Genomic DNA, 12,774 nt, shown 5'->3' on the forward strand with positions numbered 1-12,774 from the left:
TTTGTATTTATTGATTAAAATTTTAGATTAACACTGAAGTTCACAGATTTGACAGTTGGGTAATTTCCAAAATCAAAACCATTAGTTGTATTACTTGCAGAACTTCCCTGACCAACAACGCCGTAACTCACTTCTGGATCTAAACCAGAATAATCGGTAAAAGTTAATAAATTCTGTGCACTTATAGATAATCGAACATTATCCATCCCTAGCTTGTCAGTGATATTTGAAGGCAAATTATAACCTAAAGCTATATTTTTTAATCTAATATAACTTCCATCTTCTACAAAACGAGAACTAATCTGTTTTCCTCTGAGTGCAGCTCGTGGAATATTAGTATCTGTGTTCGTAGGAGTCCATGAGTTTAATATATCTCTGGTAGCATTCGAATCTCCATTAAACAACTGTACATTTGTTAGATTCATAACATCTCCTCCTTGAGAACCTTGAAAAAAGATATTTAAATCAAAGTTTTTATAAGAAAAGTTGTTGGTAAAACCAAATGTCCAATCTGGATTAGGATCTCCTATTATTTTTTGATCATCTCCTGGTGTGATACTACCATCACCATCTATGTCAGTAAATAATTGATCACCTGCTACAGCTCCTGATAAGGTAGCTGTTCCTGCTGGTAACGCACCGCCTTGGTAAACACCTTGGTATTCAAATCCCCAAAAAACGCCCACTGCTTCACCTTCTCTTAAAATATGTGTACGTGGTATATTAAAATACCCTGGTGAAGCATCTTGGAATATATCTTGACCATTTAATAAGGTAACAAACTCATTTTTGTTTGTAGACCAGTTAAAATCTGTTGTCCAACTAAAATTTTCGTTACTTATATTTCTTGTATTTAAAGATATTTCAAATCCTTTGTTATTTACTTCACCTACATTTCTTAAACTAGCTGCAGTTAAAAAACCTAAATATTGTGGCTGACTAGAATCTTCGATTATTAAATCTTTGGTATCTATATTATAATAATCCAATGAAAGTGAGATTTTATTATTGAATAATCCTAAATCTAAACCAATATTTGTTTGGTATGAAGATTCCCATTTTAAATCTGGATTAGCAACTTGATTTGGTGTTACGTTAATTACCGTTGTACCATTAATAGGTGTAAAAACTGAACCGAAGCTTGCTAAAGATTGGTAAGCCGCAATAGCTTGATTACCAGTTACACCGTAACTAGCTCTTAATTTCAAATTCGAAATTTTATCATGATCTTTTAAAAACTCTTCATTTGATATTTTCCAACCTATCGCTCCTGATGGAAAAATAGCATACTTTTCATTTTCAGCAAAGTTAGAAGCTCCATCTCGTCTTACTGTAGCTGTAAGTAAATATTTGTCATCATAGTCAAAATTCAGTCTACCAAATTGAGATTGTATTTCTGTTTCAGAGTAAGATGATGTAGGTATTAATTGAGTTGAACCAGACTGTAAATTATAAAAAGAAAAAGAATCAGAAGTAAACCCTTGAGCACCTGCTGAAAATCTATCCGTAGATGTTTTTTGATAAGAATAACCTCCTAATAATGTTAAATTTCCTTTGCCTATTTCTTTATTATAAGTTAAGTAATTCTCGCTTAATACAGTTGTTCTTTTGAAATTTTCAATTGTAGCTCTTCCTCCTACGCCAGATCCAGCTGTAACTACTAAAGTAGATGGTCTAAACACACCCGCGTTTCCATTAGCTGTACTAAAACCAAAAGTCGTTTTAAAAGCAAGATCTTCAAAGATATCATAATTGGCATATAAATTTGCTCTATAATTATCTGTTTTCGTTTCGTTTACCCCTTCAGTAGCAATAGCATAAGGGTTATCAACATTATCACCTACAGAATTTATTGTATTTACGCCGTTAGCATCTTGTATTGGTTGATCTGGTGCAAATCTAAACATTAATGAAATGACATCATCTCCACCTCCATTTGCAGTTTCACCAGTTGATTGTGTAGGAACACCAGCTTTAGTTCCTCTACTACCAAATAGATTCATACCTAATTTCAATTTTTCTGTTACTTGTGCATCAACATTTGATAAAAAAGATATTCTTTCAAATTCAGAATTTATAACAACACCTTCTTGCTTAAAATAAGTAGCTGAAGTATAAAAATTTACATTATCACTTCCTCCTGAAAAAGAAAATTGATGATTCTGTGTACTACCCGTTCTATATAATAAGTCTTGCCAGTCTGTATTTGCAGGACCTTGAACATACCCAGGGTTTATTGCAGTCTGGTAGCTCGCAAATTCATCAGCGTTTAACAAATCAAGTTCGTTTGCTGTGTTTTGAACAGAATAATTAGAATTAAATTCAACCGATAATTTGCCTTTTCTACCCTTCTTGGTCGTTACTAAAACAACTCCATTTGAACCTCTAGAACCATATATTGCTGTTGCTGATGCATCTTTTAATACTTCCATAGATTCTATGTCGTTTGGCTGTGGCATTGACGCACCCACAAATCCATCTACAACAATTAGTGGTGCACTACTAGCATTAATAGATGTATTACCTCTGATTTTAATATTGATTGGTGCTCCTGGTTCACCTCCATTATTAGATTGAACAACAACACCTGCTGCTCGTCCTTGCAACGCCTGTGCAGCATCTAGAACAGGAAATGCATTTAATTCTTCAGATTTCACAGAAGATACAGAACCAGTTATATCACTCTTTTTACGAGCACCATAACCTACAACTACCACTTCGTCTAATGCAGCTAAATCTTCAACTAATACGACATTTAGAGCATTAGAATTACCAATAGCAACTTCTTTAGTTTTGTAACCTATGTAACTAAATACTAATGCAGCATCATTATCATTTACATTAATTGTATAGTTACCATCAAAATCTGTAGATGTACCATTACTAGTTCCTTTAACAATAACATTTACGCCCGGTAAAGTCATTCCATCTGCCTCTGCAGTTACAGTACCCGTTATAGTTTTTTGCTGTGCATTAACATTAAATGCAAAACAAAAACCTATTATTAATAGGATTGTGTTTTTTAAGCTTTTAGTTTTTTTCATTAGTTTAATTTTGAGTTAATTTTAAATTTTAGTTTTAATAGTTTCCATTTTTAATTTCCATGTATTCTTTGATTTTTTATAAGTTATAAAGTTAGATTAATAGTAAGTTTTAAAAATTCAAAATTGGTATAAAATTGTACAAATACTAATTTCATGAACCATGAATATTTGAAAAATAAAACTGGTTTTCCAAATTGGTTGACCAAATATACATAAAAAGATTTAAAATCAAATAATTAATTTTCGAGAAATTATTCGCTAGACAAATAATCCGATTTGAACTTTTAGAATGGGATGTTTAAAATTGTTATTAAATAGCTAAAGTTAAAAACAAATTAATTATTCATTTGAAATATTAATATTTTCTGAAAACTTATTAGCATATTCAGTTGGAGTCTGGCCAAATTTCTTATTAAAACAAGTGCTAAAATACTTAGGATTTTTAAACCCAACCATATAACTTACTTCAGCGATATTGATTTTACCTTGCTCTAATAATAGAGCAGCACGCTTCATTCTAAAATGCTGAATAAATTCATTCGGAGTGAAGTTTGACCATGCTTTTACTTTTGTGAATAACATGGTTCTACTCACTCCTAGTTCTGAACAAAAATAAGGTATATCAAAATCTTCATTTCCAATATTATTTTCAACTATCTTAATTGCACTTCTATAGAGTTTTTCGTCTACAGAGGTAATTACAACTTCATTCGAATCAAATATATCAGTAGATGAAAATTTCTTTTTCAACCTTACTGTATTTTCCAATAAATTTTTTACACGCGTTTTAAACTCTTTAATATCAAAAGGTTTACTGATATAATCATCGGCTCCACTCTCTAAACCTTCTAATTTATAAATTAATGATGTTCTTGAAGTTAGTAAGATTATTGGAATATGGCTTGTTTTTAGTTCACCTTTAATTGCCGAGCACAATTCTGTTCCAGCCATTATTGGCATAACAACATCACTGATTATTAAATCTGGTATTTCTTTCTTAGCTATTTTAAATGCTGCTCTTCCATTGGCAGCCTCGAGAATATTATAATTCTCGTTTAATAAACTCAGCATAAACCTTCTAAGAGGTTTATTATCTTCTACTACAAGTATGGTTAACTTTTCTTTATCTGGTGTTCTCGGAATTTCATCTTCAAGATTAGCTATAGACTCATCGATTTGTTTTACATATTGACAAATATCATCACTAAACTTAAAATCTTTAATAATCTCCTCATCAGTTAAATGTTTACGTCCCAAAAGGAGTTTTACAACAAAAATTGACCCTTGATTATTATCATTATTTTTAACGTAGAGTTCTCCTTTATGTAAATCAACTATACTCTTAGCTATTGACAAGCCAATGCCTGTTCCTTTATCATAATTATTATCTGGTTTATTATTAAGCGATACTTCAAAAAAACGTTCAAAAATTTTATCTCGATATTCTTCAGCTATACCAACACCAGTATCTTCAACTTGGATAATTATACTTTCAATATCTTTTGTAACGCTGATAGCGATTTTTCCATTTTTAGGGGTATATCTAAACGCATTTGATATTAAATTATAAAACACACGTTCAAGTTTGTAGCGATCGTAAAACAAAAGTATCTCATCTTCCTCTGTATTAAAATTAAATTCGTAGTTACCTGACTTTGCATATTCAGTAAACGAGAAATAAATCTCTTTTAGAAATTTAATTATATTTCCTTCGGCTGCTTCAAGCTTATAAAGATTTTTTTCGAATTTTCTAAAATCCATTAAACGGTTTATTAGATGTAATAGGTGATTTGCACTACTTTGCACAACCAATAATTTCTTATACATCTTATTGCTACCTTTATAATCATGAATAATTTGATTAAGTGGGCCTAAAATTAACGCTAATGGTGTTCTAAATTCGTGTGAAATATTAGTGAAGAATTCTAATTTAGTTTTATTAACTTCTTTAGCTCTATCTGTTTCAATAAGCTCTAATTCAAGCTCGTGCTTTAATTTAGATTTAGATTTAGATATATGTATTAAAAAATATAAAATTCCGGAAATAAGCATCCCATATATTAAGATTGCCCACCAACTTCGCCACGGAGCAGGCGCCACCTCTATCTTTAATTCAGTAATAGTCTCATTCCAAATACCATCACTGTTTGCACCAGTAACTTGAAACACATAATAACCTGAGTTTTGAATAGTATAAGATGCTATATTATTTGAGGTTAAATTCCACTCTTCTTCTAAACCTTTTAATCGGTATTTATAAGTATTGTTATTTGAATTTATAAAATTTGGTATTGAAAAATAAATACTGAAATTACCTTGATTATACGATAATTCGACTGCTTCCGTAAAAGGCAATGTCTTTTTTAGAATTAAATTTTCATCATCAACCTGAATAATTTTGTTCTTTATGGTAAAATCGGTTAATATTACTCGAGGAGTATATTTATTTGTTGTTAAACTATTAGAATTAAAATAGGTTATTCCTGAGGGTCCTCCAAAATAAAATTGAGACCCACCTATTTTGAGGCCGGCATTATCATTAAACTCATTACTTATAAGTCCATCCTTTTGATTATAAATTTTAATGTCATTCTTCTGTGTATTAAACCTTACTACTCCTTGATTAGTACTTATCCATAATAAACGGTTATTATCTTCTAAAATACTATGTACAGATGAAACCCTGTTGTGATTATCTGATAAGTCAATAGGTATAAAATTCGAATCCTGAAGTTTAAATAATCCCTTTGCTTTTGTGCCTAACCAAATATCTTTACTTGAACTCTCAAAAATTGATAATATATCATCCCCATATTGAAGGTTCATATCATAAAAGTATGTTTTAATATGGCCATTAACATCTATTTTATTCAATCCTTTTTCACTACCAACCCAAATATTGTTGTTAGAATCTATAGTTACTGTTCTGATTAAATTATTTGATAGTGAATTGTGAGAATTATTAGAAAAACTAAAGACGACAAATTCTTTTGTTATAAGATTATATTTAACTAGTCCTTTACCAAACGTACCAAACCACATATTCTGATTATTGTCTTGCTTAATGGAATAAACACCAACATCATTTAAGTAATCTTTTAATTTTGACGATAGGATTACAGAATCAAAGTTTTTCGTACTAAGGTTATAAACTTGAACTCCCTTATAAAAAGTTCCAATCCAAAGCTTATTTTTTGAAAGAAATAAAGATTTTATATTATTATCAAATAAAAATTTAGTGCTTTCTTTGTTGATGTATGTATAGGTTTTTGTTTTTTTATTGAAAATTGTTATCCCTCCTCCTTCCGTTCCAAAGAAAAGTAACTCATTAGACGTTTCTATAGAACTTACTACATCATAACTCAAACCCTTACCAATCTGACTTTGGGTAATATTCAAAAAATTAATATTCGAATCATCCCAAATATTTACACCACCATAATAGGTACCAATCCAAATTGATCCTTTTTTATCTTTATATAAAGTTTTAATCGAACTTTTACTTAAACTTTTTGGATTATTTATATCGGCTCTTAACAACGTAATATTCTTGTTTTCATCAACTATTTTAAGACCATTATAGGTGCCTACCCACAATTTTTGATTATTTTCAAATAACAACTGTCTAACATTTTCATCACCATCTTCGAATTCATTATCATTTAAATAATTAGAAATACTTTTCGTTTTAAGATTAAATTCTAAAACACTTTTAGTTTTTGTAGCAATTAATAATGTTTTATTGGGGCTTTCAACTAAATCTTGAATATTTAATTGTTCCGTATTAGGAATTGTTTTAAACTTTAAATTATAAATATCTCTATTAATTAATTCACTTAAACCTTTGGTTGTACCTACAAAAACATTTTTATTAGGCATTTCATAAATAGATAAAACAGCATTATCTTCATTGCCATTCTTACTCTGCAGAAAACTTTTAAACGTATTTGTTTTTTTATTATAAATACTTAATCCGTTAGAGGTTCCTAACCAAATTTCACCATTTGATAATTCTTCGATAGTCCAAACAGTATTATTACTTATAGAGGAATCGTTTTGATTGTGAAAATAACGAGTAAACGCATTAGTTCTTGGATTAAATTTATTGAGCCCATTATGTGTTCCTATCCAAATAAAACCCTCAGAATCCTGCTTTATGGAAAGTATATCATTGTTGCTTATAGAGTTTGGGTTATAAACTTCATTTCTGTAAATAGTGAATTTAGTACCATCATATTTGTTTAACCCATCTCTGGTACCAATCCAAATTTGACCTAAATTATCTTGATGAATTGCAATTACTGAGCTTTGTGATAAACCATTGGTATTTGACAAATGCACAAATTGATACGTATTTGCTTGGGAAAAGCAAACAGAAGTAAAGCAAAAAACAAAATATAAAACAAATAGTCTATACATTTAATTTACAGGCATTTGTAATTAAAGTAAAAGTAATAAAGATTCAAATAGAATTTAAAGACTTATTTACATATTCTATATATGCGTCAGGTGCATAGATAGCTCTAAAATTAATATTTCCGCTCACACCAATTACTCTAGCATAAGGTCCATCATTCATACCATTTAATAAAACTGAATCACTTTTATTAAGACTTCCTAGTACTTTTAAATTAGTGTTCCAAAAAGTACTATAAGCTCCATGTGAGGGTTTCCAATGATGAGAACCAATTTTAACATCTCTATTTATGTATAAATCATCAATAATATCACCTTCTTCACCATCTTTATTAAAAAGCTGTAATTCCAGAACGTCGCCAACTTTTAATTCTTTAGCTTCTGAAGCTTTAAAACTAAATGTTCCTCTTTTTCCTTTTGAAACTTTTGCTACCACATTGTAAGGTTCCTCATATTTTTGGAGATAGGATTTTACGCTTACACCTTGTACTTTAGTCCAAATAAAACCTCCAGCCCAGGCATATTGAGTGAAAGGTAAATCAATAATATTTTCCTTTTCTATTTGTTTTTTATCAAATTCTAACAAATATTCTCGGAGCTCTTTTAATACTGCAGGATTTTCAGCATACATTAAAGACCTTGGGCAATATATTTCTGTACCATTCGCTCCAGTTCCTGCAACGCGGAAAACAAAAAGGCTACGTTCTAAATATAAAATATCACTTAAAATTAAACGTCCTCCTGGTAGCTGCAAAGTGACACTTCCTTCAATTTCAGAAGCTTTATAAATAGCTTTTAGTAAAGCTTTGGAATCGTCCAATCCATCTTTAGGAATCACACCGTAATCAATGGCGTAAACAATTTTACCAACTGCCTTTGGAATATCTGCTTCTCCATTATGGTAGCCTGCAAAGCTAAAATCTGGAAAGTAGTTTTTCTCAGCAATCTTCTCATTTAAGAGAATTTCTGGACCACTTTGCCCATATGTTAATGTGCTTATCCCAAATACCAAAAAAAGAACTCTGAATACTCTAAATGTAAAATTCATAAACATCTTTCTAAAGGCTAATGCATATTTATCATATTGATGCTATGGATATATCACAAAACGCTCTTACAAATCAAATAATCTTGGTAAAAACATAGAAATTTCTGGAATATATGTGATCAAAAGCAAAACAATAACCATAATTAATAAAAAGGGCAATAATGGCTTGACTACTTGTGAAACCGAGACATTGGCAATGCCACTACCTACAAAAAGGATGGTTCCAACTGGTGGTGTACACAAACCTATACATAAATTAAGGACCAAAACAATTCCAAAATGTACAGGATGCATTCCTAATGCCACAACTACTGGTAAGAATATAGGTGTGAAAATTAATACCGCTGGCGTCATATCCATAAATGTTCCAATTATTAATAGCACCAAATTAATAACTAAAAATATCACGATTTTATTACTGAATTGTTCTAGTAAAAACCCACTTATTAACTCTGGGATGCCTTCAAAAGAGAACAACCATGACATAGCCATGGATGTACAAATTAAAAACATAACCACCGCAGTAGTTTTTGCACTGGTTAATAAAATTTCTGGAAAATCTTTAGTTTTTACATCACCATAAATTAAAGCTAATACAGCGGCATATAAAACAGCAATAGCAGACGCTTCCGTAGCTGTAAAAATACCTGCTACGATACCTCCAACAACAATAACTAATAGTAATAGACTAAAAAATGCTTTTCTAAAATAGGTCCAAATTAAACCTAGAGGCGTACGACTACCTTTTGAAAATTTTCGCGTAATTGCCACAAAAGCAATATAGCTCATAATAGCCACCCCTAATAATATGCCTGGTAAATAACCCGCTATAAATAAAGCCGCCACAGATGCTGTACCGCCACTAGCCAAGGCATATACTATTAAGATGTTACTTGGGGGAATTAACAGACCTGTAGTTGATGACGTTATATTTACTGATGCACTAAATTCTCTGGGATAGCCTTCTTCTTCCATTCTATCTGTCATAATACTTCCAATGGCTGAGGTAGCTGCAATAGCAGAACCTGAAATGGCACCAAATAACATTGAAGCCAAAACATTTACATAGGCTAAACCTCCTGGAAGACTCGCAACCAGAGATTTTGCAAAGTTTATTAACCGATTTGCAATTCCGCCTCGTTTCATAATCTCGCCTGCTAAAACAAAAAATGGAATAGCCAGTAACGCAAAACTATCAATACCTGTCGTCATACGTTGCGCAATGGTTGTTAATCCTGGTAATTTATCAATATTTAGCAATAAACTTATAGTTGTTGAAATACCAATACTATAAGCTACAGGAACTTTTAGCATTAATAAAACAAAAAAGCTTGCAAACAAAACGATGATACTTATTACTTCTATACTCATCTTTATTCAGTTATTTTATTAGTATTGATTTTTGCTAAATGGTAAATGGAGAACCACATCATTAATAGTCCACTTATTGGTAGAATGGCATAGATGTAACCCAAAGGTATTCTTAAAGTACCCGATAATTGCTCTAAATGCAGGGTGGTATAAACCAAATTAAAACCACCTATAACCATAACTATTAGCGCAAATAGAAAAATACATATCTCTATAAAAACTAAGGCCCTTTTTTTATTTTTATCTGAAAATTTTTGATATAAAAAATCCATGGATAAGTGTTGTCGCTTCGCACTTAAATATGCTGCTCCTAAAATAGAAAGCCATATTAGAGAAAATCTTGCTAACTCTTCTGTAAAAGCAAAAGAGGTGTTTAAAATATACCTTGAAAACACCTGGCCCAATACATCTATAACTAATAGCCCAAATATAGATATCAGAAAAATCTCCATGGTTCTGCACGCTTTATCGAAAATTAAATCTGCTAGCTTCATAATTATTGGTTTTTTATCTTATTAATTAAATCAGTCATTTCAGGGTGTTCTTTCAAAAACGCCTCTAAAACCGATTTAGATTTTTCTTGAAAAAGTGATTTCTCTGGAATAATAATCTCTACTCCTGCTTTTTTCGCAATTGCCATAGATTCCTCTACAGAATCATTCCAAAATTTTTTCTGAGCTTGCGATGACTCATCTGCAGCTTCTTGAACCCATTGCTTTTCTTCTTCGGATAGTTTATCCCAATATTTTGTTCCTATCAACAAAACATCAGGCACAGAAGAATGCTGATCTAAAGTATAATACTTACTTACTTCGTAGTGATTTGAGGATACAAATGAAGGCGGATTGTTTTCAGCTCCATCTACAACACCTTGTTGTATAGCCGTATATAACTCGCCATATGCCATTGGTGTAGCAGAGCCTCCTAACGCATTCACCATATTAATTGCCATTTGGTTATTCATTACTCGAATCTTTAAGCCTTTAAGATCGTCTGGTGTTCTAATAGGCTTTGTTGACGTATAAAAACTACGGCTACCTGCATCGTAATACCCTAATCCTCTTAACCAAAACTTACTTCCTTTCTCTAAAATAGATTTCCCTACTTCGCCTTCTAAAACTTCAAATTGATGGTCTTTATCTCTAAATAAGTATGGTATCCCTAACACATGATATTCGGGTACAAAGTTTGATAATGTTGCTGCACTAACTTTAGTAATAGCAACGCTACCAATTTGCAAAAGCTCGAGTACTTCTCGTTCTGAACCTAACTGTCCGTCTGGAAAAATCTTAACATCCATAGTACCACCAGACTTTTTGTTAAGTGCTTTTTTGAATTCTACAATCCCTTTATGAACTGGATGTGTTTGAGGTAAGGTATGTGCCAAATAAAGTGTTTGGGTTTTTCCATCTTTTTTACAGGACATAAAGGCTGTAAGAAGGATACACACTAGAAGTATTTTTTTCATCTTATATTTTTTTCAATTCAATTTAAATCCAAAATAATTTTTGGCATTGTAGTAACAAATATCTTGAACCATTTTACCAAGGAATTCTATATCATTAGGTATAAGGCCTTGTTTTACATCTTCGGCTAATAGATTGCATAGAATTCGTCTGAAATATTCATGTCTTGGAAACGACAAAAAACTGCGGCTATCTGTGAGCATACCAACAAAACGACTTAATAGCCCCATGTTAGATAAGCAATTTAATTGCTTTTCCATGCCATCTTTCTGGTCTAAAAACCACCAACCAGAACCCCATTGCATTTTTCCTGGATAATCAGAATTTTGAAAATTCCCCATCATAGTAGCAAAAACTTCATTCTGAGAAGGGTTTAAATTATAGGTAATGGTTTTAGCAAGTTGATTCGTAGACTCTAGTTTATTAAAAAGATTTGACATAAACTCAGCCATTGGAAAATCGCCAATAGAATCTACCCCTGCATCAAGTCCAATTTGGTTTAACAACCTACTATTGTTATTACGAATTGGTCCTAAATGATATTGTTGTACCCAATCAAATTCATGATATTTCTTTCCTAAATAAACAAAAAGAAAAGATCTAAATTGATCTACTTCATGTTGAACTAGTACTTCACCAGATAACTTCTTAGAAAAAATCTCATCAACATCATCCTTTAAAGCATCTACAATTCTTAATTCCTCTCCAACGCCAAAATCAGATAATCTACAACCTTGTTCATTAAAAAATACTATACGTTTATCAATAGCATCCAAAAATGCATCGAAGCTATTTATTTTTATAGCACTTGCCTTAGAAAGTTTAATCAGATAATTTGAAAATGTTTCTTTGTTTATAAAAAACAACGCATCTGCTCTAAACGTTGGTAAAACTTTGGTATAAAAATCGCCATTAGCAATCTGTTGATGATATAACAAATCGTCCACTGGGTCGTCGGTAGTGCACACTACTTCTACTTTCAAGTCTTCTAGTAATTGTGCTGGTGTTTTATTTTCTAAAATTAAATTCGCACTTTCATATATAGATTCTGCAGAACTAGGTTGTAATATATCATCTATGTTGAAATATCGCTTTAACTCTAAGTGCGTCCAATGAAACAATGGGTTTCTTAAGGTATAAGGAACCGTTTCTGCCCATTTTAAAAATTTTTCTTTCTTTGAAGTTGCAGAACCTGTAATGTAAATTTCGTCAATACCATTAGCACGCATAGCCCTCCACTTGTAATGGTCGCCATTTAACCAAGCATCAGTAATATTTCTAATAGGTTTATCCTCTGCAATTAATTGTGGTGATAAATGATTATGGTAATCTATAATTGGTAAATCTTTGGCATAGTCATGATACAAAGTTTTAGCAATTTCGGATTGTAAAATAAAATTATCAGTTATGAAGTTTGATGTTTTCATAA

Annotated in this window: 7 protein-coding genes; all 7 read right to left on the reverse strand. The window is 31.3% G+C overall.

Features of this window, described 5'->3' with window-relative positions; all coding sequences use genetic code 11:
* Window positions 1–14: 14 nt before the first annotated feature.
* On the reverse strand, window positions 15–3,044 hold the full coding sequence (locus BUA46_RS01195) for a SusC/RagA family TonB-linked outer membrane protein (RefSeq protein ID WP_019388493.1): 3,030 nt from the start codon (window positions 3,042–3,044) through the stop codon (window positions 15–17).
* A gap of 339 nt (window positions 3,045–3,383) precedes the next feature.
* Complete coding sequence (locus BUA46_RS01200) at window positions 3,384–7,385, reverse strand: hybrid sensor histidine kinase/response regulator transcription factor (protein WP_237714675.1); 4,002 nt, start codon at window positions 7,383–7,385, stop codon at window positions 3,384–3,386.
* Window positions 7,386–7,506: 121 nt separating this feature from the next.
* Window positions 7,507–8,508: a hypothetical protein gene (locus BUA46_RS01205; protein ID WP_081496198.1), complete on the reverse strand. Its 1,002-nt coding sequence runs from the start codon at window positions 8,506–8,508 to the stop codon at window positions 7,507–7,509.
* Window positions 8,509–8,574: 66 nt separating this feature from the next.
* Window positions 8,575–9,879 (reverse strand): TRAP transporter large permease, encoded by a 1,305-nt coding sequence (locus BUA46_RS01210; RefSeq protein ID WP_178313103.1) that lies wholly within the window; start codon window positions 9,877–9,879, stop codon window positions 8,575–8,577.
* A 2-nt stretch (window positions 9,880–9,881) separates the two neighbouring features.
* Complete coding sequence (locus tag BUA46_RS01215; protein ID WP_019388489.1) at window positions 9,882–10,373, reverse strand: TRAP transporter small permease; 492 nt, start codon at window positions 10,371–10,373, stop codon at window positions 9,882–9,884.
* 2 nt (window positions 10,374–10,375) lie between these two features.
* A complete protein-coding gene (locus BUA46_RS14985) occupies window positions 10,376–11,347 on the reverse strand; it encodes a TRAP transporter substrate-binding protein (protein WP_035106544.1) in 972 nt (323 codons plus the stop codon).
* Window positions 11,348–11,359: 12 nt separating this feature from the next.
* Entirely contained in the window at window positions 11,360–12,772 is a 1,413-nt protein-coding gene (gene uxaC, locus BUA46_RS14990; RefSeq protein ID WP_035106549.1) for a glucuronate isomerase, read from the reverse strand.
* Window positions 12,773–12,774 lie beyond the last annotated feature (2 nt).

This window comes from Algibacter luteus, assembly GCF_900141715.1.
Classification (GTDB): Bacteria; Bacteroidota; Bacteroidia; order Flavobacteriales; family Flavobacteriaceae; genus Arenitalea; species Arenitalea lutea.

Excerpts from the sequence above, each read along its gene's own strand:
- BUA46_RS01195 (WP_019388493.1), bottom strand. The coding sequence starts at position 3,044 with ATGAAAAAAACTAAAAGCTTAAAAAACACAATCCTATTAATAATAGGT.
- BUA46_RS01205 (WP_081496198.1), bottom strand. The coding sequence starts at position 8,508 with ATGAATTTTACATTTAGAGTATTCAGAGTTCTTTTTTTGGTATTTGGG.
- BUA46_RS01210 (WP_178313103.1), bottom strand. The coding sequence starts at position 9,879 with ATGAGTATAGAAGTAATAAGTATCATCGTTTTGTTTGCAAGCTTTTTT.
- BUA46_RS01215 (WP_019388489.1), bottom strand. The coding sequence starts at position 10,373 with ATGAAGCTAGCAGATTTAATTTTCGATAAAGCGTGCAGAACCATGGAG.
- BUA46_RS14985 (WP_035106544.1), bottom strand. The coding sequence starts at position 11,347 with ATGAAAAAAATACTTCTAGTGTGTATCCTTCTTACAGCCTTTATGTCC.
- uxaC (WP_035106549.1), bottom strand. The coding sequence starts at position 12,772 with ATGAAAACATCAAACTTCATAACTGATAATTTTATTTTACAATCCGAA.